The sequence below is a fragment of the Streptomyces sp. NPDC057877 genome (assembly GCF_042796855.1).
Classification (GTDB): Bacteria; Actinomycetota; Actinomycetes; order Streptomycetales; family Streptomycetaceae; genus Streptomyces.
This window is the reverse complement of sequence record NZ_JBHVMS010000011.1, coordinates 190,460-210,085: the sequence shown is the minus strand read 5'-3', so window position 1 is coordinate 210,085 and position 19,626 is coordinate 190,460. Positions and strand designations below refer to the sequence as shown.

Annotated in this window: 20 protein-coding genes and 1 riboswitch; of the genes, 4 read left to right on the top strand and 16 right to left on the bottom strand. The window is 71.1% G+C overall.

Features of this window, described 5'->3' with window-relative positions; genetic code table 11:
- Positions 1-89 precede the first annotated feature (89 nt).
- The 3 genes from ACFVQG_RS31240 (at position 90) to ACFVQG_RS31230 (ending at position 2,529) form a co-directional block, all read left to right on the top strand.
- A complete protein-coding gene (locus tag ACFVQG_RS31240) occupies positions 90-497 on the top strand; it encodes a VOC family protein (RefSeq protein WP_383389753.1) in 408 nt (135 codons plus the stop codon).
- A gap of 24 nt (positions 498-521) precedes the next feature.
- Positions 522-1,646, top strand: coding sequence for an LOG family protein (locus ACFVQG_RS31235; protein WP_383389751.1), 1,125 nt, complete (start codon positions 522-524; stop codon positions 1,644-1,646).
- Positions 1,647-1,803: 157 nt separating this feature from the next.
- Entirely contained in the window at positions 1,804-2,529 is a 726-nt protein-coding gene (locus ACFVQG_RS31230) for an LAETG motif-containing sortase-dependent surface protein (protein ID WP_383389749.1), read from the top strand.
- Between the two features lie 71 nt (positions 2,530-2,600).
- Here the strand turns inward: ACFVQG_RS31230 and ACFVQG_RS31225 are convergent, their stop codons facing one another.
- The 10 genes from ACFVQG_RS31225 to rpsB form a co-directional block, all read right to left on the bottom strand.
- Positions 2,601-3,623 carry an ABC transporter ATP-binding protein gene (locus ACFVQG_RS31225; RefSeq protein WP_383389747.1) on the bottom strand — a complete coding sequence of 341 codons (1,023 nt, stop codon included), beginning with the start codon at positions 3,621-3,623 and terminating at the stop codon, positions 2,601-2,603.
- Positions 3,623-5,308: an ABC transporter permease gene (locus ACFVQG_RS31220; protein WP_383389745.1), complete on the bottom strand. Its 1,686-nt coding sequence runs from the start codon at positions 5,306-5,308 to the stop codon at positions 3,623-3,625. The genes ACFVQG_RS31225 and ACFVQG_RS31220 overlap by 1 nt, the downstream gene beginning before the upstream one ends.
- Complete coding sequence (locus tag ACFVQG_RS31215; RefSeq protein WP_383389743.1) at positions 5,284-6,366, bottom strand: thiamine ABC transporter substrate binding subunit; 1,083 nt, start codon at positions 6,364-6,366, stop codon at positions 5,284-5,286. Before ACFVQG_RS31215 ends, ACFVQG_RS31220 begins: the two co-directional genes overlap by 25 nt.
- 79 nt (positions 6,367-6,445) lie before the next feature.
- Positions 6,446-6,552: riboswitch (TPP riboswitch) on the bottom strand.
- Positions 6,553-6,578: 26 nt separating this feature from the next.
- A complete protein-coding gene (gene rlmN / locus ACFVQG_RS31210; RefSeq protein WP_383389741.1) occupies positions 6,579-7,685 on the bottom strand; it encodes a 23S rRNA (adenine(2503)-C(2))-methyltransferase RlmN in 1,107 nt (368 codons plus the stop codon).
- Between the two features lie 71 nt (positions 7,686-7,756).
- On the bottom strand, positions 7,757-8,206 hold the full coding sequence (locus ACFVQG_RS31205) for an SRPBCC family protein (protein WP_383389739.1): 450 nt from the start codon (positions 8,204-8,206) through the stop codon (positions 7,757-7,759).
- A gap of 113 nt (positions 8,207-8,319) precedes the next feature.
- Positions 8,320-9,456 (bottom strand): phosphatidate cytidylyltransferase, encoded by a 1,137-nt coding sequence (locus tag ACFVQG_RS31200; RefSeq protein ID WP_383389737.1) that lies wholly within the window; start codon positions 9,454-9,456, stop codon positions 8,320-8,322.
- Entirely contained in the window at positions 9,456-10,013 is a 558-nt protein-coding gene (gene frr / locus ACFVQG_RS31195) for a ribosome recycling factor (protein WP_210924549.1), read from the bottom strand. Before frr ends, ACFVQG_RS31200 begins: the two co-directional genes overlap by 1 nt.
- Before the next feature lie 121 nt (positions 10,014-10,134).
- Positions 10,135-10,896, bottom strand: coding sequence for a UMP kinase (pyrH, locus tag ACFVQG_RS31190; protein WP_383389969.1), 762 nt, complete (start codon positions 10,894-10,896; stop codon positions 10,135-10,137).
- Positions 10,897-11,108: 212 nt separating this feature from the next.
- Positions 11,109-11,945: a translation elongation factor Ts gene (tsf, locus tag ACFVQG_RS31185; protein WP_383389735.1), complete on the bottom strand. Its 837-nt coding sequence runs from the start codon at positions 11,943-11,945 to the stop codon at positions 11,109-11,111.
- Positions 11,946-12,100: 155 nt separating this feature from the next.
- Complete coding sequence (gene rpsB / locus ACFVQG_RS31180) at positions 12,101-13,015, bottom strand: 30S ribosomal protein S2 (protein WP_383389733.1); 915 nt, start codon at positions 13,013-13,015, stop codon at positions 12,101-12,103.
- A gap of 379 nt (positions 13,016-13,394) precedes the next feature.
- Here rpsB and ACFVQG_RS31175 point away from each other — a divergent pair, with 379 nt between their 5' ends.
- The gene (locus ACFVQG_RS31175; RefSeq protein ID WP_383389731.1) at positions 13,395-13,883 is read left to right on the top strand and encodes a murein hydrolase activator EnvC family protein; all 489 of its coding nucleotides are present in this window, start codon (positions 13,395-13,397) and stop codon (positions 13,881-13,883) included.
- Between the two features lie 60 nt (positions 13,884-13,943).
- Here the strand turns inward: ACFVQG_RS31175 and ACFVQG_RS31170 are convergent, their stop codons facing one another.
- The 6 genes from ACFVQG_RS31170 to ACFVQG_RS31145 form a co-directional block, all read right to left on the bottom strand.
- The gene (locus ACFVQG_RS31170) at positions 13,944-14,510 is read right to left on the bottom strand and encodes a TetR/AcrR family transcriptional regulator (RefSeq protein ID WP_383389967.1); all 567 of its coding nucleotides are present in this window, start codon (positions 14,508-14,510) and stop codon (positions 13,944-13,946) included.
- 97 nt (positions 14,511-14,607) lie between these two features.
- Entirely contained in the window at positions 14,608-15,450 is an 843-nt protein-coding gene (gene whiG / locus ACFVQG_RS31165) for an RNA polymerase sigma factor WhiG (RefSeq protein WP_383389729.1), read from the bottom strand.
- Between the two features lie 280 nt (positions 15,451-15,730).
- Positions 15,731-16,891, bottom strand: coding sequence for a DNA-processing protein DprA (gene dprA, locus ACFVQG_RS31160; protein ID WP_383389964.1), 1,161 nt, complete (start codon positions 16,889-16,891; stop codon positions 15,731-15,733).
- 248 nt (positions 16,892-17,139) lie between these two features.
- Entirely contained in the window at positions 17,140-18,765 is a 1,626-nt protein-coding gene (locus ACFVQG_RS31155) for a YifB family Mg chelatase-like AAA ATPase (RefSeq protein ID WP_383389727.1), read from the bottom strand.
- The gene (locus ACFVQG_RS31150; protein WP_383389725.1) at positions 18,765-19,136 is read right to left on the bottom strand and encodes a YraN family protein; all 372 of its coding nucleotides are present in this window, start codon (positions 19,134-19,136) and stop codon (positions 18,765-18,767) included. Before ACFVQG_RS31150 ends, ACFVQG_RS31155 begins: the two co-directional genes overlap by 1 nt.
- Before the next feature lie 127 nt (positions 19,137-19,263).
- Positions 19,264-19,572, bottom strand: coding sequence for a DUF2469 domain-containing protein (locus ACFVQG_RS31145; protein ID WP_003965949.1), 309 nt, complete (start codon positions 19,570-19,572; stop codon positions 19,264-19,266).
- Positions 19,573-19,626: the final 54 nt, after the last annotated feature.

Sequence of the window (19,626 nt, the reverse complement as noted above, 5' to 3'; positions counted from 1 at the left end):
ACCTCCGGACGACCGATGAGTTACGGCGACCCTGGGCGTCTAACCCTTCGAACGACACCGCAGGACACACGAACCCCGGGAGACCCCCCATGTACCAGCAGATGATCTTCGTCAACCTCCCCGTGACCGACCTCGACGCCTCGAAGAAGTTCTTCACGGAGCTGGGCTACTCGATCAACGCCCAGTTCAGTGACGAGAACGCGGCCTCCGTCGTGATCAGCGACACCATCGTCGCCATGCTCCTGACCAAGCCGTTCTACGCGACCTTCACCAAGAAGCAGATCGCCGACGCCACGACCACCAGCGAGGTCCTCATCGCGCTGAGCGCCGAGTCCCGCGAGAAGGTCGACGAGCTGGTGGACAAGGCCATCGCGGCGGGCGGCAAGGCGACCGGTGAGACCCAGGACCACGGGTTCATGTACGGCCGCGCCTTCGACGACCTCGACGGCCACACCTGGGAGATCACGTGGATGGACCCGTCGGCCATCGAGGGCTGACCCGTGCGTGCCTAGCATGGGCGCGTGCAGACGATGCCCGCCCATGCGGCCCACCACAACGACCGTGAGATAGAGAGCCTGGAGGAGTTCGACGCGACCGTCGCCGCCCGTGGCTCGCTCGCCGGATTCCGCGTCCAGGCCGTCGACCTGACGGACCGTACCCGCGAGTTGCTCACCACGGACACGTCGGGCGCCGTCTTCCTCGGCTGCCCGATGCGCGAGAACGCCGCCGCGAAGGTCCGCGGGGACGGCGCGATGGTGTTCCCGCCGATCCCGGACCTGCCGTTCAACCCGTACCGCGGCCTGGTCTACTCACCCGACGAACTGTTCACGTCCCTGTCGGACGGCGGCTACGAGGCCACGCCCGACGCCCGCGCGTACACCTGGTTCCAGCGGACGAAGGCGGACCGGGACATCTTCGCCTCCACCCTGCGCGCCGTCCACGACGACGCGATCTCCGACGCCCTCGACGAACTCCTCGTCGGCGCCCGCGTCGTGGGCGTCATGGGCGGCCACGCCATGGCGCGCGGCACCGAGGCGTACGCCGGTGCCGCCCACCTCGGCCGGGACCTCGCCCGCGCCGGGCTCACCGTGGCGACCGGCGGCGGCCCCGGCGCGATGGAGGCGGCGAACCTGGGCGCGTACGCCGCGCCGCACGACGACGCGATGCTCCCGGACGCCCTCCACCTGCTCGCCAAGGCCCCGAAGTTCACCCCGTCCATCACCGAGTGGGCCCGCGCGGCCTTCGAGGTGCGCGCCCGCTGGCCGCGCGGCGGCACCTCGGTCGGCATTCCCACCTGGTTCTACGGCCACGAGCCGCCGAACCCCTTCGCCGCGCACATCGCCAAGTACTTCGCCAACGCCACCCGCGAGGACGGCCTGCTGGCCCGCTGCAACGCGGGCGTGATCTATCTGCCCGGTGCCGCCGGGACCGTACAGGAGATCTTCGACAACGCGACCCCGAACTACTACGAGTCGCGCGGCGAGCCCACCCCCATGGTCCTGGTGGACCGGGCGCACTGGACGGAGCGGCTGCCCGCCTGGCCGCTGTTGCGGTCGCTGGCCCGGGAGCGGTCGATGGCGGCGCGGATCGCGCTGGTCGACCGGATCGAGGAGGTTCCGGAGACGTTGAAACGTCTCGGTGGTTAATGAGAGGGCAAAGCCAACTGCGCTGTTGCGTCCGTGGATTGACACTGCTTATGGAGCGCTTATAGACCTGTGTGTTCCCGGGGGCGATGGACGCGCACCTCAGTGGCGCCCCGTTTCCCCCTCAACCCCCCGCATTTGCAACTCGTAAAGGACAAACGTGTCCATAATCCGCCACAACGCACGCAGTAACGCCCGCCGGTTCACCGGCCGTTCCGTGCGCGCCCTCGGGGTCGCCGCCGCCTCCACCGCGCTGGTGCTCGGTGTCACGGGCAGTGCCCTCGCCTGTGACATCAGCGAGTTCTCCGCCGCGGCCGAGTGCGACGGCGCCAAGGGCGTCATCACGGTCACCGACAAGGACCCGACCGGCGTCCCGGCGACCGTCACCGTCTACCTGGAGAACAACGGCGCCGACGAGCGCATGGTGGGCAGCCAGGTGGTCAAGGGCTCCCGCGAAGGCGTCACCATCACCTTCGAGGAAGACTGGAAGCCCGGCGCCACCTACCGCGTCCACGTCAAGGCCGGTAACCAGGTCGACGAGGACATCAAGCCGCACCTCACCACCCCGGCCACGGGCTGCGCCGACGACGACACCCCGACGCCGACCCCCTCGGAGTCCTCCCCGGAGCCGTCCGGCACGCCTTCCGAGACCCCCTCGGAGAGCAGCCCGTCGACCCCGACCCCGTCGTCCCCGGCGGAGGAGACCACCACCGCCCCCGCGGACACGGCGAGCAACGCGCCCTCCCCCGCGGCCGGAAAGTCCAACCTCGCCGAGACCGGCGCCAACTCCAACACCGGCATGATCGCCGGGATCGCCGGTGCGCTGGTGCTCGCCGGTGGCGGAGCGGTGTTCTTCGGCATGCGCCGCCGCAACAGCAACCGCTGACCCGTACGACACGGTGCGCACGACGGCCGGGTGGCTCACGCCACCCGGCCGTTCCGTTCCCTTGCCGCCGCTCAGCCCAGCACCACGGTCTCCGCCGCGTCGAACCCCACCCCGACCACGTCCCCCACCCCGGGCGCGTCCCGCAGCGCGCAGGCCGCCTCAAGACGGGGCGCGTCGCCCTCCGGCTGCAGGTGTACGGCGACATGGGTGCCCTTGAAGGCGCGGGCGACGACCGTGCAGCGCAGGCCCGCGTCGGCGGACGCGAGGCGGACCCCGGCAGGCCGGACGAGCAGGGTGCGCACCCCTTGCGGGGCACCCTCGGGGACGGGCAGCTTGCCCCACGGCGTGTCCGCGGCCTGACCGGTGACCGTCACCCCGGCCACGTTGTCGAAGCCGAGGAAACGGGCCACGAACTCGTCGGCGGGCCGCTGCCAGACCTCAAGAGGCGTCCCCGACTGGGCGATCCGCCCGTCCCGCATCACCACGACCCGGTCGGCGAGCGCGAACGCCTCGCCCTGGTCATGGGTGACCGCGAGCACGGTCGTCCCCAACGCCCCGAACAGTTCCCGCAGTTCCACCACGAGCCGCTCCCGCAGCGAGCGGTCGAGCTGGCCGAGCGGCTCGTCCAGCATCAGCAGCCGGGGCCGGGGCGCGAGCGCCCGGGCGAGGGCCACGCGCTGCTGCTCACCGCCGGACAGCGCGGCCACGGCGCGCGGGGCGGCCCCCGGCAGTCCGACGAGGTCGAGCAACTCCCGTACGCGGTCCCGCTGTTCCGCACGCGAAGCCCCGTGCATCCGCAGCCCGAAGGCGACATTGCCGCCGACGTCGCGCTGCGGGAACAGCTGATGGTCCTGGAACATCAGCCCCACCCCGCGCCGGTGCGCGGGCAGCCCGCTCTGGTCGCGGCCGTCGAGCAGCACCCGCCCCGCGGCCAGCGGCTGGAGCCCGGCCACCGCCCGCAGCAGCGTCGACTTGCCGCTGCCGCTGGGCCCGAGCACACACACGATCTCGTGCTCGGCCACCGCCAGGTCGACGGCGTCGAGCACGGCCCGCCCGTCGAAACGGACGGTCGCGGACTGAAGGCTCAGCAGCATCAGAACTCCCCCGTCCGGTTCGGCACCCGCAGCCTCTCCAGTACCAGCAGGGCCACCGCACACACCACCATCAGGATCGTGGACAGGGCCATTGCCTGCCCGTAGTTGAGGTCACCGGGCCGCCCGAGCAGCCGGGCCACGGCCACCGGCAGCGTCGGGTTGTCGGGGCGGGCGATGAAGACCGTCGCCCCGAACTCCCCGAGCGACACCGCGAAGGCGAACCCGGCCGCGACCAGCAGCGCCCGCCGCACCATCGGCAGGTCCACCTCGCGCCAGGCCCGCCACGGCGACGCCCCGAGCACGGCCGCCGCCTCCCGCAGCCGCGCGTCCACCGCCCGCAGCACCGGCAGCATGGTCCGTACCACGAAGGGCACCCCCACCAGCGCCTGCGCCAGCGGCACCAGGATCCAGGTGGCCCGCAGATCGAGCGGCGGCTCGTCGAGCGCGATCAGGAACCCGAACCCGACCGTCACCGCCGACACCCCCAGCGGCAGCATCAGCAGCGCGTCGAACCCGCGCACGAACCGCCCCGCGTCCCGCCGGGTCAGCGCCACCGCCGCGAGCCCGCCGACCAGCACCGCGATGGCGGTGGCGGCGAGGGCGTACGTCAGTGAGTTGCCGACCGCCTCGATGGGCGGCACGAGGAAGATCCCGCCCTCCGCCTCCGTCAGCGCCCGGTAGTAGCCGAAGCCGGGCGCGTCCAGCGACCGCTGGACGAGCACCGCGGGCGGCAGCACCAGCAGCACGGCGACCGAGCACAGCACCCCGCCGAGCAGCGCCCACTGCCCGGCACCACGCGGGCGGCGCGCCGTGGTGGCGGCGTCCACCAGCCGCAGGGCGGTCTCCCGCCGCCGTACGGTCCAGGCGTGCACGGCGAGGACGCCGCCGACCGCCGCGAACTGGACGAGCGTCAGCACGGCGGCGGTGGACAGGTCGAAGATCTCGGAGGTCTGCCGGTAGATCTCGACCTCCAGCGTCGAGAACGTCGGCCCGCCGAGGATCTGCACCACACCGAAGGAGGTGAAGGTGAACAGGAACACCATCAGCGAGGCGGCGGCCACCGCGGGCGCCAGCGCGGGCAGCGTCACCTGCCGCCAGGCCCGCAGCGGGGACGCCCCGAGCATCCGCGCCGCCTCCTCCTGCCGGGGGTCCAACTGCGCCCACAGCCCGCCGACGGTCCGCACGACGACCGCGTAGTTGAAGAAGACGTGCGCCAGCAGGATCGCCCAGACGGTGGTGTCCAGGCGTACGCCCCACAGCTCGTCCAGCAGTCCGCCGCGCCCGACCAGCGCCAGGAACGCCGTACCGACGACGACGGTCGGCAGCACGAACGGCACCGTGACGACCGCCCGCAGCACCTGGCGGCCGGGGAAGTCCAGCCGGGCCAGGACATAGGCGCCGGGCAGCGCGATCAGCAGGGTCAGCGCGGTGGAGACCAGCGCCTGCCAGGTGGTGAACCACAGCACCTGCCGGATCCCGGAGTCCCCGAGGACCTCCCACAGCCGCCCGAACCGCCAGCCGTCGCCGACGCGCAGCCCGCGCGCGACGATCGCGGTGACGGGGTAGGCGAAGAAGACGCCGAAGAACGCGACGGGCAGGGCGAGCAGCCCCAGCCGCGCCGCGCCGCTCCGCACGCGGGAGGTCACCTGCGTCACCTGCGTCACTTCAGCACGAGCGAGTTCCACGACTTGACCCACTCGTCACGGTTCTCGGCGATCTTCGCCGGTGCCATGGTGTGGGGGTCGTCGGCCTGCGGACCGTACTGCGTGAACTCCTCGGGCACCTGGGCGCCCTCCCGCACCGGGTAGACGAACATGTTCAGCGGCATGTCCTCCTGGAACCGCTTGCCGACGAGGAAGTCGATGAGCGCCTTGCCGCCCTCGCTGTTGCGGGCGTTGCTCAGCAGGCCCGCGTACTCGACCTGCCGGAAACAGGTGCCCATCGCCACGCCGGTCGGGGCGGTCTCGGGGCGCGGGTCGGCGAAGACGACCTCGGCGGGCGGCGAGGAGGCGTACGACACGACCAGCGGCCGGTCGCCGCCCGCCTGCTTGCCGCCCGCGGACCCGGAGAACTCCTCGTTGTAGGCCTGCTCCCAGCCCTCGACGACCTTCACGCCGTTGCCCTTGAGCTTCTCCCAGTAGTCCTGCCAGCCGTCGTCCCCGTACTCCGCGGCCGTACCGAGCAGGAACCCGAGCCCCGGCGAGGAGGAGGCGGCGTTCTCGGTGACGAGGAGGTCCTTGTACTCGGGCTTGACGAGATCGTCGTACGACCGCGGCGGCTTCAGGTCGTGCTCCTCGAAGTACGCCTTGTCGTAGTTGACGCAGATGTCACCGGTGTCGACGGGCGTGACGCGCCCCTCACCCTCGTCGCCCCGGTACTCGGGCCGGATCTCGTCGGCACCCTTGGGCTCGTACGACTGGAACAGCTCGTTGTCGAGAGCACGCGACAGCAGGGTGTTGTCGACGCCGAAGAGGACGTCGCCCTGCGGGTTGTCCTTGGTCAGGATCGCCTTGTTGACGGCCTGCCCGGCGTCGCCGTCGGTGAGGACCTTCACCTGGTAGCCGGACTCCTCCTCGAAGGCCGCGAGGACGTCCTCGGAGACGGCCCACGAGTTGTGGCTGACGAGCGTGACGGTCTTGCTGTCGGCCGCGGAGTCGCCGCCGGACGACGACCCCCCGCACCCGGACAGCGCGACGACCCCGAGCCCGGCGGCCACGGCGGCGGCGTACCTGTTGATGTGCACTGGATTCCTCCTGGGATGGACCAGGAGAAGACGCGGCCCCGCCCGGGACCTTCCGCGGTTCCCGGGCAGGGCGCAACAGCTCGAGTGATGACCGATCTCCCTACCCAGAATGACCTGGGCCAGGTTCGGAGGGTCTGCGGCCGGTTGCCGCACTCTCAGCGCTGTGGCGCTCCCCTGTCGGAATATGAAGATGTGTTCCTACGGCGCTCAGACTACCGTTCGGTGGCCGCGAGCTGTCCACACGCCCCGTCGATCTCCTGGCCCCGGGTGTCCCTGATCGTCACCGGCACACCGTGCGCGGCGATCGCCTCGACGAAGGCCTTCTCGTCCTCGGGCCGCGACGCGGTCCACTTCGACCCCGGCGTCGGGTTCAGCGGGATGAGATTCACGTGCACGGGCCTGCCCCGCAGCAGCCGCCCGAGCCGGTCCCCACGCCAGGCCTGGTCGTTGATGTCCCGGATCAGCGCGTACTCGATGGACAGCCGCCGCCCGGACTTCTCGGCGTACTCCCACCCGGCGTCCAGCACCTCCCGCACCTTCCACCGCGTGTTCACGGGTACGAGGGTGTCCCGCAACTCGTCATCCGGCGCGTGCAGCGAAATGGCCAGCCGACACTTGAACCCCTCGTCGGCGAACCGGTGGATGGCGGGCACCAGCCCCACCGTCGACACGGTGATCCCCCGCTGCGAGAGACCGAGCCCGTCCGGCTCGGGATCGGTGAGCGCGCGGATGGCACCGACGACCCGCTTGTAGTTGGCGAGCGGCTCCCCCATCCCCATGAACACGATGTTCGACAGCCGCGCCGGACCCCCGGGAATCTCCCCGTCCCGCAGCGCCCGCATCCCGTCCACGATCTGGTGCACGATCTCCGCGGTCGACAGGTTCCGGTCGAGCCCCGCCTGCCCGGTCGCGCAGAACGGGCAGTTCATCCCGCACCCCGCCTGCGAGCTGATGCACATGGTCACCCGGTCCGGGTACCGCATCAGCACCGACTCCACCAGCGTCCCGTCGAACAGCCGCCACAGCGTCTTACGGGTGGTGTCCGCGTCCGTCGACAGATGCCGTACGACGGTCATCAGCTCCGGCAGCAGCGCGTCCCTCAGCTTCTCGCGCGACGCGGCGGGAATGTCGGTCCACTCCTGCGGCGCGTGCGCGTACCGCGCGAAGTAGTGCTGCGAGAGCTGCTTGGCACGAAACGGCTTCTCCCCGACCGCAACCACCGCCTCCTTGCGCTCGGCGGGCGAGAGATCGGCGAGATGCCGCGGCGGCTTCTTGGCTCCGCGGGGGGCTACGAAAGTGAGTTCTCCGGGCTTGGGCATGGTTCAACCAGTGTCGCAGATCCACTGGTGTGACCCGGCCCGCCCGGTTGACCGGCTCTCCGGCCGTCCCGCTAGACGGCCATGCCCTCCAGCCGCTCCTTGAGGCGCTGCTCGTTGCGGGGCAGTTCCCTGCGGACCTGGGGGCGGACGACGAAGGGGACCAGGGCCCTGCCGATGCCGTGGCCCACGAAGTCCAGTTCCAGGGTGACGCGGGAGCGCCGGCCGCCCTCGAGGGGCTCGATCTCCCCGTGGAAGAAGGCGCGGACGGGGCCGTCGATGCCCTGCACCCGCCAGCTGTACGGGGGCTCGTGCTCGGTCAGCTCCATGGTCATCGGCACCTCGCGGCTGCCGACCCGGCGGGTGACGCGGACGCGGGAGCCGGTGTGCAGTGGGCCCTCGTCGAGCCGCTCGGCCGCCAGGGCGCTCAGCTGCCAGTCGGGCAGGTGGTCGGGGTCGACGGCGTAGGCGTAGACGTCCTCGGGGCTGCGGTCGACGTCGATCTGTTCGCGGATGGTGTGCATGGTGGCCCCCTCTTCCGGCCGTACACCGAAATCGTCTCACCGGCGTGCCGGGGCCGCCATCGACGACGAAGCCCCCGTCCCGGGGTGGGACGGGGGCCGCGCGCGTGGGCGGGTCAGGTGGAGCCGACGAAGATCACCATCAGGAGCCAGGCGACCGGCGCCGTCGGCAGCAGGGAGTCAAGACGGTCCATGATGCCGCCGTGGCCCGGCAGCAGCGTGCCCATGTCCTTGATGCCGAGGTCGCGCTTGATCATGGACTCGCCGAGGTCGCCGAGCGTGGCGCTGGCCGCGACCGCGAGGCCGAGCAGCAGCCCCTGCCACCAGACGCCGTCGTCGACCAGGAACTGCATGCACAGCGCGCCCGCCACCATGGCGAAGCTCACCGCGCCGAGCAGGCCCTCGCGGGTCTTGCCGGGGCTGATCCGCGGCGCCAGCTTGTGCTTGCCGAACCGCCACCCGACGGCGTACGCCCCGGTGTCGCTGACGACCGTCAGCAGCAGGAACGTCAGCACCCGGTACGGCCCGTCGTCCGCGGTCAGCATCATCGCCACGAACGTCGCCAGGAACGGCACGTAGAACGCGGCGAAGACGCCCGCCGTGACGTCCTTGAGGTAGCCCTCGGGCGGTTCCGTCATCCGCCAGACCAGCACCGCGAGCGCGGTGAGCGCCATCGCGACCCAGGCGCCCTCGGCGCCCCGGACGTACCCGGCCACGACCATCGCGGCGCCGCCGAGCGCCAACGGCACCAGCGGTGCCCGGATGCCCTTGCGCTCGTCCAGCCGCTTGGTCAGCTCCCACAGGCCCACGACGACGGCGACCGCGACGACGCCGACGAAGACGGCCTTGACGACGAACAGCGAGGCGATGATCACCACACCGAGGCCGACGCCGACCCCTATCGCGGCGCCCAGGTCGCGCCCCGCGCTCTTCTTCTGCCGGGAGACCGGCTGCGGGGCGTCGGACATGGGCTCCGGATTCTGCGGCACTGTCCCGTGTGTCGCGTAGGGCTGTGCCGCTGGTGTTTCGTCGCGGAACAAGGGGCCGCCCAGCCGAGCGGCCCCCCGGTCCCGGTCGTCATCCTGGTCTCCGCCTACTGCGGACACGTCGGGCACGAAGGGCATGGGGCGAGTCTGCTGCGCGTCATGCGCATCGTACGTGGGTCCCGCCGGGACGGCTCCCGGAACAGGCCCCTGTCCGGACGGCCCCCAGTACCCGGCTGGTGGCGGCGTCCCCCAGGAAGAGTCGTTCATCAGACCTCGAGCAGCTCCGACTCCTTGTGCTTGAGCAGCTCGTCCACCTGGGCGACGTACTTCGCCGTGGTGTCGTCCAGCTCCTTCTCCGCGCGGCGGCCCTCGTCCTCGCCGACCTCGCCGTCCTTGATCAGCTTGTCGATGGCGTCCTTGGCCTTGCGGCGCACGGAGCGGATCGAGATCTTGGCGTCCTCGCCCTTGCCGCGGGCCACCTTGATGTACTCGCGGCGGCGCTCCTCGGTCAGCTCGGGGAACACCACCCGGATGATGTTGCCGTCGTTGCTCGGGTTGACGCCCAGGTCGGAGTCGCGGATCGCCTGCTCGATGTTGCGCAGCGCGCTCTTGTCGAACGGGGTCACCACGGCCATGCGCGGCTCGGGCACGGAGAACGAGGCCAGCTGGTTGATCGGCGTCGGCGCGCCGTAGTAGTCGGCCACGATCTTGTTGAACATCGCCGGGTGCGCACGGCCGGTGCGGATCGCGGCGAAGTCCTCCTTGGCGACCACGACGGCCTTCTCCATCTTCTCCTCGGCCTCGAGGAGGGTCTCTTCGATCACCACTTGCTCCTGCGTGTCTTGAGTAGGCCCGGCTGCGTCTCGTGGCTGCGGTCGGCGGCCGGCTGCGTCGCGTCTTCTTCCTGCACGGTTCCCGACCGGCAGGACATTGTCCATCCCCCGGTCAGCTGCGACCGGCTTGGTCGCCCACCAGCGTGCCGATCTTCTCACCCTTGACGGCGCGGGCGATATTGCCCTCCTTCAGGAGTTCGAAGACCACGATCGGCAGCTTGTTGTCGCGGCACAGGGTGACGGCGGTGGCGTCGGCGACCTTCAGGTCCCGGGTGATGACCTCGCCGTAGCCGAGCGCGTCGAACTTCACGGCGTCGGGGTTGGTCTTCGGGTCGGAGTCGTAGACCCCGTCCACGCCGTTCTTGCCCATCAGCAGCGCCTCGGCGTCGATCTCCAGGGCGCGCTGGGCGGCGGTGGTGTCGGTGGAGAAGTACGGCATGCCCATACCGGCACCGAAGATGACCACGCGGCCCTTCTCCAGGTGGCGCACGGCGCGCAGCGGGATGTACGGCTCGGCGACCTGCCCCATGGTGATCGCGGTCTGCACGCGGCAGTCCACGCCCTCCTTCTCCAGGAAGTCCTGGAGGGCGAGGCAGTTCATCACGGTGCCGAGCATGCCCATGTAGTCGGAGCGGGCCCGGTCCATGCCGCGCACCTGGAGTTCCGCGCCACGGAAGAAGTTGCCGCCGCCGATGACGATCGCGATCTGGGCGCCGTCCCGGACGACGGCGGCGATCTCACGGGCGATGGCGTGCACCACGTCGGGGTCGACGCCCAGTCCGCCGCCGCCGGAGAAGGCCTCTCCGGACAGCTTCAGCAGAAACCGGCCGTGTACTTTGCCGTCGTCGCTCTTCTCGGCCTTGGTCATGGGAATCCCGCCTCTGTTACGTGTTGCACATGCGAAGAAGGCCATTGCCGGTGGGGCGTGGTTCGCATCCCATGCTCGGCAATGGCCTCCTCGTCAGATCTGCTGTCGTCCGCCACGCGCGCGTACGCCTCGGTCATGGCGTGCGTCGGGTGGGCGGCCGACTGCGTTCGACCCTAGCGGGTTTCCTCCGAGGGTCGCGCGTCCATCGCGGTACGGACTCAGATGCCGACCTTGATGCGCGTGAAGCGCTTCAGGGTGACACCGGCCTCGTCCAGCACCTTCTGGACCGACTTCTTGTTGTCCAGCGCGTACGGCTGGCCCAGCAGCGTGGCGTCCTTGAAGAAGCCGTTGAGGCGACCCTCGACAATCTTCGGCAGGGCGGCCTCGGGCTTGCCCTCGGCGCGGGTGGTCTCCTCGGCGATACGGCGCTCGGCCTCGACCACGTCGGCCGGGACGTCGTCCTTGGAGAGGTACTTCGGCGCGAACGCGGCGATGTGCTGCGCGACACCCTTGGCCACCTCGGCGTTCGGCTTGTCGAACTCGACGAGGACACCGATCTGCGGGGGCAGGTCGGGCATCGTGCGGTGCATGTACGCGGTGACGTAGCCGTCGGCGAACTGCGCGAAGCGGTCCAGGACGATCTTCTCACCGAGGTTGGCGTTGGCCTCGTCGACGTACGCCTGGACGGTCTTGCCAGCCTCGATCTCGGAGGCGAGCAGGGCCTCCAGGTCGGCCGGGGCGGTCTTCGCGACGTGCTCGGCGATGGTCTTGGCCACGGCCTGGAACTTGTCGCCCTTGGCGACGAAGTCCGTCTCGCACTTCAGCTCGACCAGGACGCCGGAGGAGTTGTCGTCAGCGATGATCGAGACCACGGCGCCGTTCTCGGCGGAGCGGCCCTCGCGCTTGGCGACGCCCTTCTGGCCCTTGATGCGGAGCGCCTCGACGGCCTTTTCGACGTTGCCCTCGGCCTCGTCCAGCGCCTTCTTGCAGTCCATCATGCCGGCGCCGGTCAGCTCGCGGAGCTTCTTGACGTCGGCGGCGGTGTAGTTCGCCATGAGTCTGTGAATCTTTCTCGAAGTCTGGAAGATCGAAGATCTGCGGGTACGGCCTCCATGTGGACGGAGGCCGCTGTCCTGCCGCTGACCTACGGGTGAACGGCGGGAGCGGAGTGCATGTCACCGCTCCCGCCGTCACCTCTGACGCTGACGGGTCAGGCCTGCTCGCCCTCGGCGGCAGCCGGGGCCTCGGCCGGAGCCTCGGGGGCGGCGGCCTCGGCGGCCTCGGCGGCCGGAGCCTCGGCGGGCTTCTCGGCCTCGGGGGCGGCCTCGGCGGCGGGGGCCTCCTCGGCCTTCTTCTCGCCCTCGAGCAGGTCGCGCTCCCACTCGGCGAGCGGCTCACCCTCGGCCTTCTCGCCCTTGCCCTCACCGGCGCCACCGGAGCGGGCGATGAGGCCCTCGGCGACGGCGTCGGCGATCACACGGGTGAGCAGGGTGACGGAGCGGATGGCGTCGTCGTTGCCCGGGATCTTGTAGTCGACCTCGTCGGGGTCGCAGTTGGTGTCGAGGATGGCGACCACCGGAATGTTCAGCTTCCGGGCCTCACCAACGGCGATGTGCTCCTTCTTGGTGTCCACGATCCAGACGGCGCTGGGCACCTTCTGCATCTCGCGGATACCACCGAGGGTCTTCTCCAGCTTGGCCTTCTCGCGCGAGAGGACCAGCAGCTCCTTCTTGGTCAGACCGGAGGCGGCGACGTCCTCGAAGTCGATCTGCTCAAGCTCCTTCAGGCGCTGAAGACGCTTGTAGACGGTCGAGAAGTTGGTGAGCATGCCGCCCAGCCAGCGCTGGTTGACGTAGGGCATGCCGACGCGGGTGGCCTGCTCGGCGATGGCCTCCTGCGCCTGCTTCTTCGTGCCGACGAACATGACCGTGCCGCCGTGGGCGACGGTCTCCTTGACGAACTCGTAGGCGCGGTCGATGTACGACAGCGACTGGAGCAGGTCGATGATGTAGATGCCGTTGCGCTCGGTGAAGATGAAGCGCTTCATCTTCGGGTTCCAGCGACGGGTCTGGTGACCGAAGTGGACGCCGCTTTCCAGCAGCTCCCGCATCGTGACGACGGCCATGGCCGTTCTCCTCGTGTTTCTCGGTTGTGCCGCGGACACCGGACGGCATCCGCGCCTGACGCCCGCGATGCGCCGTGCCGCAAGGGACCGAGGGGCGCTGACTCCGAAGGACCGAGCACTGTCGATCTTTCGATGTCGGGGCGTGCGAAGTCGACCCGGTGGCCCGGGTCGCCATCAGAAGTGTACGGGACCGGCGGAGCACCGGGTGACGCCGCTGTCCACAACCGGAGTGACGCGACTTTCCCCAGCCGCGTCGTGACGTGACTGTCCGCAGCCGGGGTGACGTCACTTTCCCCAGCCGGGTGACGCCGTTGTCCACAACCGGGCGGTACTCCACAGCCCGCGGCGGTGCCGGGCGGGGCTGCGGGACGCTGCCGACATGCACGTACGACTGATCCTGACCCTGGCCCTGCTGCTGCCCCTGGTCCCGATCGCCACCACCTGGCCGGTGACGCCCCGCCCTCCGGTCCTGCGCGGCTGGGAGCCACCGCCCACCCCGTACGCCCGCGGCCACCGCGGCGTCGACCTCCGGGCGGCACCGGGCACCCCCGTGCGCGCGGTGGCGCCGGGGCGGGTCGCCTACGCGGGGCTGGTGGCGGGCAGAGGCGTGATCAGCGTGGAACTCCGGGACACGGGCCACCCGCCCCTGCGCACGACGTACGAGCCGGTGATCCCGACGGTGCGGAAGGGCGACGAGGTGGCCCCGGGGCAGCAGCTGGGCACCCTCTCCCCTACGGGCTCCCACTGCGCCACGCCTTGCCTGCACTGGGGCCTGCGCAGGGCTCGGGAGTACCTGAACCCGCTGACCTTGCTGCCCCCGCATCTGCTGCGCAGGGGCACGTCGAGGCTCTTGCCGGTACGGCCCTAGGCGCGGGCGGTGTCGGTGGCTGGTCGCGCGGGCCCGCGCCCTTGGGTGGGCGCGGTCACGTCAGTGCCCGCTGCCCCGCACCCCTCGCAGCGCCATCCCGACCGCCGCCTCGGTGATCGCCTCCGGCGGCTCCGCCGCCCCCAGCTCGATCCGCCGCACGGCCGCGTCCACCACGCCCTGGAGCAGCATCGCGGCGAGCCGTGGCTCCCCGTGCCCCATCTGTCCCAACGCCTCGACGATCATCGCCACGAGCCCGCCGTGCGCGGCCCGGATCTTCTCCCGGGCGCCCGCGTCCAGCTCGCTCGCGGAGATGGCGACCACGGCCCGGTGCCGCCGGTCCCCGACCAGCGCGAGCTGCTGGCGCACATACGCCTCGACCTTGCCCTCGGGGGTGTCGGCCCGCGACATCGCGGCCTCGACCTCGGCCGCCCAGACCGGGAAGTCGACCTCGCACAGCTCCTCCACGACCGCGGCACGCGACCGGAAGTACTCATAGACGGACGACCGGGCCAGCCCGGTCCGTTCGGCGAGGGCCGGGAAGGTCAGCGCCTCCGTCCCGCCCTCGGACAGCAGGGAACGAGCCGCGTCCAGCAGGGCGGCTCGCTGCATCGACCGGTGCTCGGCCACGGAGGCCGCTCGAATCCTTGGCACGTCAACCACTCTACGGACGCATCACCCCCGACGGGAGTGGCTCTGGTCGCCCCGTCGTCTCCGGGCCGCCTCCTCAGCGCCCGAAACTCGCCAGCTTCGCCCTCAGCTGCAGCACCGACTTGGTGTGGATCTGGCTGACCCGGCTCTCGGTCACCCCGAGCACATTGCCGATCTCCGCGAGCGTGAGCCCTTCGTAGTAGTACAGCGTCACCACCGTCTTCTCGCGCTCGGGCAGTGTGTTGATCGCCCGCGCCAGGAACCTCCGCAGCTCCCGGTCCTCGGCCACCTCCACCGGGTTGTCCGCGGCGGTGTCCTCCAGCGTGTCCATCAGGCTCAGCCGGTCCCCGCCCTCGCCGCCGACATGCAGCAGCTCCTCCAGCGCCACCACGTTCGCCAGCGACAACTGACTGAACACCGCGTGCAGTTCGTCCACCGCGATGCCCAGCTCGGTGGCCACCTCGCCCTCCGACGGCGTCCGCCGCAGCCGGGCCTCCAGCGTGGCGTAGGCCCGCTCGACATTGCGCGCCTTCTGCCGCACCGACCTCGGGATCCAGTCCAGCGCCCGCAGCTCGTCGATCATCGCGCCGCGGATCCGGGTGATCGCGTACGTCTCGAACTTGATCTCCCGGTCGACGTCGAACTTCTCGATCGCGTCGATCAGCCCGAAGACACCCGAGGAGACGAAGTCGGCCTGCTCCACATTGGGCGGCAGCCCCACGCTCACCCGCCCCGCCACGTATTTCACCAGCGGCGAGTAGTGCAGGATCAGCTGCTCGCGCAGCCGGTCGTCTCCTGTCGCCTTGTATGACCGCCACAGCTCGTCGAGCGTCGAAGGAGCCTGCGGCCGTACGCTGCCACCGTCGCGGGCGGCTGGGGGGATCGCCGCCCGGTCGGACCCGGAGGTGTGCTGGGGCATTCGTCGCCTTGTGCCGTTCTGCAGTGAAGGATGGTTCCTGGGTGGGCTGTCGGTGGGCTGTCGGGGTGCTGTGGAGTTGCCTGTCCGCGTCTGGATCTCGTGAGCGTAGCGTGACTGCGGTGTCGCAGTGTGCGAAGAACGTGCCTCGCCTCGTGCGCAGATACGTTCCGCCGACCGCCCCACCGGGTCACACCCGTCGCTCTGAGTGACCACCGGCCGCTGTCAACTGCCAGATTTCCCAAGGGTTTCGGCGTTCCCCCGGACGGCCGAACACAGTGGGTCAACATGGCCTCCCGTCACTCCGCGCGGAGATCATCGACTGGCGTGTCAACTTCCAGACATCGCCGTGTCGTTCGACGTAACCAAGTGCTCGGAGTTCGTACAGTCTCGCGATCGCGTCGTCCTCGGTGGTCCGCGCGCCGCACGCGATCTCCGGCACGGCCGCGGCGCCACGCCCGGGCAGCGCGGCCAGGACCTGCTGGGCGGCCGGTTCCAGCAGATCCCGTGGCAGCACCGGCCCGCGCCGGTCGGGGGCCAGGTCGCCCATCTCCCCGACCAGTTCCACCACCTCCGCCGCGTCGGTGACCAGCACCGCGTCCTGACGCAGGAGTTCGTGCACCCCTCCCGACAGACTGCTGGTGACCGGCCCCGGCACGCCCATGGTGTGACGGCCCAGCCGCCGCGCCGCCCGCGCCGTGACCAGTGAGCCACTGCGGTAGGCGGCCTCGACGACCACGGTGCCGCGGGTGAGCGCCGCGATCACCCTGTTGCGCAGCACGAACCGGCTCGGCGTCGGGTGGTCGCCGGGTGGCAACTCCCCCACCACCAATCCCTGTTCGGAGATTCTGGTGATCAACTGGGTGTGTCCGCGCGGGTAGGGCCGGTCGAGACCGCAGGCGAGCACGGCGACGGTGGCACCGCCCGCGCCCAGGGCGCCCCGGTGCGCGGCGCCGTCGATGCCGTAGGCGCCGCCGGACACCACGACCCAGCCGCGTTCGGCCAGCCCGGCGGCGAGACCGACCGCCACCTGGGCGCCGTACTCGGTGCAGGCCCGCGCGCCCACGACCGCCACCGATCTGAGCGCCCAGGTGCGCAGACTCGGCCGCCCCCGCACCCACAGCCCGATCGGCCGCGCGTCCCCGAGGTCGTCGAGCTGCCCCGGCCACTCCCCCGTCCCGGGCCGCAGGAACCGCACCCCGGCCGCCGCCGCGACCGCGAGATCCCGCTCCGGCTCGGCCCGCCGGGCCCGCGCCCGCAGCCCACCCCACCGCTTCTCACCCACCCCCGGCAGGGCGTGGCCACGTGTCCCCCGCAGCCGCCGTACCACCTCCCCGGCCCCGTACTCCCGCACCCACCGCCCACCGATCTCGTCTCCCGGCTCGATGACGCGGGTGAGCAGCACACGGTCGAGCAGTTCGTCGTCTGCGGTGAGGTGGTTCATGTCGGCGCTGGACTGGTCCGCGTCGCTGCCGTGGTCGTCTACGCCGCAGCCGTCGCGATCTCCGTCCCGGCCGCGCTGGGTCGCGTCCAAGCCGGGCTGGTCCACGCCCCGGCCGCGCTGGGTCGCGTCCAGGCCGCGCTGGTCCATCCCCCGGCCGTGCTGGTTCGGTACCCCGCCGCGTTGGTCCACGTCGCGGCCCTGCCCGTCCACATCCCCATCACCCCGCTCCACGTCCCCACCCCACCGATTCACGTCAACGCCCCAATAGCCACCGGCACCCCACGCGGCACCCCCGTCCGCAACTGCAGCGCCAAGGCCACATCCGTGGCATCGGGCCGGTCATGGCCGACGAGGTCGGCGACCGTCCAGGCCACCCGCAGAACCCGGTCGAGCCCCCGCGCGGTCAGCACCCCCCGCTCCAGCCCCAGCTCGGCCTCGTCCATGGCCCCGCTCGCGGCGTTCCAGCGGGTGCGCAGCTCCCGCCCCGGCACTTCGCTGTTCGTCTGCCAGGGGGTGCCGCGGAAGCGTGCCGCCGCTCGCTCCCGGGCCGCGCGCACCCGGTCGGCGACGGTCGCGGTGGACTCACCCCGCGCGCCGCGGTCGGTCAGTTCCGCGCGGGTGACTCGGTCCACCTCCACCCGCAGGTCGACCCGGTCGAGCAGCGGCCCGGAGAGCCTGGCCTGGTAGCGGCGGATGGTCGCGGGCGGGCACTCGCAGAAGTCGTCCGTCCGGGAGAAGCGACCGCAGGGACAGGGGTTGGCCGCGAGCACCATCAGGAACCGCGCCGGGAACCGCACCACCCCGGCACTGCGCGCGATCACCACATGCCCCGCCTCCAGCGGCTGCCGCAGTGCGTCGAGCGCCTGGGTGCGGAATTCCGGGCTTTCGTCCAGAAAGAGCACACCCCGGTGAGACAGCGACACGGCTCCCGGCCGGGCGATGCCCTGGCCGCCTCCGACCAGGGCCTGCATGGTGGCCGAGTGGTGCGGGGCGCAGTAGGGCGCGGTGTCGATCAGTGGTTTGCCCGCTGGCAGCAGGCCCGCCACCGAGTGCACCGCGGTGACCTCCAGGGACTCCTGCCGGGTGAGCGGGGGCAGCAGGGCGGGCAGCCGCTCGGCGAGCATGGTCTTGCCCGCGCCTGGCGGCCCTTCGAGGAACAGGTGGTGTCCCCCGGCCGCGGCGACCTCCACGGCGGTCCGCGCGGCGAGCTGGCCCACGACGTCGGCGAGGTCATGGCCCTGTTCCAGCTGGGCCGCCCCGACACCGTGCATGCCGGTGGCGGCGCCCGTGCCAGGGACGCGCAGCCCGGCGAGGAGCGGGTCGGGGCGGCCGGGCTCGTCCGGTTCCTCGTCGGGCACGGGTTCGTCCGCCAGTACGGCGATCAGCTGCCGCAGGCTACGCACCCCGAGCACGGACACGCCGGGCACCAGGGCGGCCTCGGCGGCGGCGCACTCCGGCACCACCACGTGGTCGTAGCCCGCGTCCGCCGCGGCGAGCACCGCGGGCAGGATGCCCCGCACCGGCCGCACCCGGCCGTCGAGGCCCAGCTCTCCGATCATCATGAGGTCGGCGAGCACCCGCGGATCGATCCGCTCCCCCGCGCCGAGCACGGCGCAGGCGACGGCGAGGTCGAAGCCGCTGCCCGCCTTGGGAACCGAGGCGGGGCTGAGCCCGACGGTGAGTTTCTTCTGCGGCCACTCGGCGCCGGAGTTCACCACCGCCGCCCGCACCCGGTCCCGGCTCTCGGTGAGGCTCTTGTCGGGCAGTCCGACCAGGGTGAACGCGGCGACGCCGGGTTCGAGGTCGGCCTGTACCTCGACGACCACCCCCTCGACGCCGACCAGGGCCACGGAGCACGTACGCGCGAAGGCCATCACGCCACCCCCCGGGCGTGCTCCACCACGGGGGCGCCGCGCGGTGAGAGGACCACTCCGACCAGGTCGATACGGACGCCGCCGGGTGGCGCGCCGCCGTGGGTCTGGATCCAGCGGGCGGCGAGGTCGCGCAGCCGCCCGGCCTTCTCGGGGGTCACCGCGGCCATCGGATGCTCGAAGTGGCCGCCCCTGCGGGTCTTCACCTCGCAGACGACCAGGACGTCCCCGTCCCGCGCCACGATGTCGATCTCTCCGGACCGGCCACAGCGCCAGTTGCGCTCCAGGACCGTCATCCCGGCCTCGGCCAGCCGCCGTGCGGCCAGCGTCTCGCCGTACCTGCCGAGTGCGCTGCGTGCCAGATGCGTGTTCATGTCGGCACCACCTCCGGCGCCAACGATGACGGCAGCTCAGCGAGCTATTGGATCTTGGTGGACGGCCCGGAGAATGTGGATAAACCCGTCACCCACACGAGTGACACACCTGTCAGTCGGCCAGCACTCAGCCGCCCGGCAGTTCCAGATCGCTCTTGTTCAGCTCCTCGATGTTCACGTCCTTGAACGTCAAGACCCTGACCTGCTTCACGAAGCGCGCCGGCCGATACATGTCCCACACCCACGCATCCGCCATCGAGACCTCGAAGAACACCTCACCCTGAACCGAGTGCACCTGCATCTCGTAGTCATTGGTCAGATAGAAACGCCGCTCGGTCTCGATCACGTATTTGAACAGACCGACGACATCGCGGTACTCCCGGTAGAGCTTCAGCTCCATCTCGGTCTCGTACTTCTCGAGGTCCTCGGCGCTCATGGCATGTTCCCCTTCAGCCGTGCGATCCCACCATTGTGCGCCAGTACCGTGCGC

What these genes read in the sequence shown, in the direction of transcription:
- ACFVQG_RS31145 (WP_003965949.1), bottom strand. Translation starts at nt 19,572, where the DNA reads ATGAGCGCCGAGGACCTCGAGAAGTACGAGACCGAGATGGAGCTGAAG.
- whiG (WP_383389729.1), bottom strand. Translation starts at nt 15,450, where the DNA reads ATGCCCCAGCACACCTCCGGGTCCGACCGGGCGGCGATCCCCCCAGCC.
- ACFVQG_RS31200 (WP_383389737.1), bottom strand. Translation starts at nt 9,456, where the DNA reads ATGAACGACTCTTCCTGGGGGACGCCGCCACCAGCCGGGTACTGGGGG.
- dprA (WP_383389964.1), bottom strand. Translation starts at nt 16,891, where the DNA reads ATGAACCACCTCACCGCAGACGACGAACTGCTCGACCGTGTGCTGCTC.
- ACFVQG_RS31155 (WP_383389727.1), bottom strand. Translation starts at nt 18,765, where the DNA reads ATGGCCTTCGCGCGTACGTGCTCCGTGGCCCTGGTCGGCGTCGAGGGG.
- rlmN (WP_383389741.1), bottom strand. Translation starts at nt 7,685, where the DNA reads ATGCCCAAGCCCGGAGAACTCACTTTCGTAGCCCCCCGCGGAGCCAAG.
- ACFVQG_RS31175 (WP_383389731.1), top strand. Translation starts at nt 13,395, where the DNA reads ATGCACGTACGACTGATCCTGACCCTGGCCCTGCTGCTGCCCCTGGTC.
- ACFVQG_RS31225 (WP_383389747.1), bottom strand. Translation starts at nt 3,623, where the DNA reads ATGCTGCTGAGCCTTCAGTCCGCGACCGTCCGTTTCGACGGGCGGGCC.
- rpsB (WP_383389733.1), bottom strand. Translation starts at nt 13,015, where the DNA reads ATGGCCGTCGTCACGATGCGGGAGCTGCTGGAAAGCGGCGTCCACTTC.
- ACFVQG_RS31205 (WP_383389739.1), bottom strand. Translation starts at nt 8,206, where the DNA reads ATGCACACCATCCGCGAACAGATCGACGTCGACCGCAGCCCCGAGGAC.
- ACFVQG_RS31150 (WP_383389725.1), bottom strand. Translation starts at nt 19,136, where the DNA reads ATGAACACGCATCTGGCACGCAGCGCACTCGGCAGGTACGGCGAGACG.
- ACFVQG_RS31240 (WP_383389753.1), top strand. Translation starts at nt 90, where the DNA reads ATGTACCAGCAGATGATCTTCGTCAACCTCCCCGTGACCGACCTCGAC.
- tsf (WP_383389735.1), bottom strand. Translation starts at nt 11,945, where the DNA reads ATGGCGAACTACACCGCCGCCGACGTCAAGAAGCTCCGCGAGCTGACC.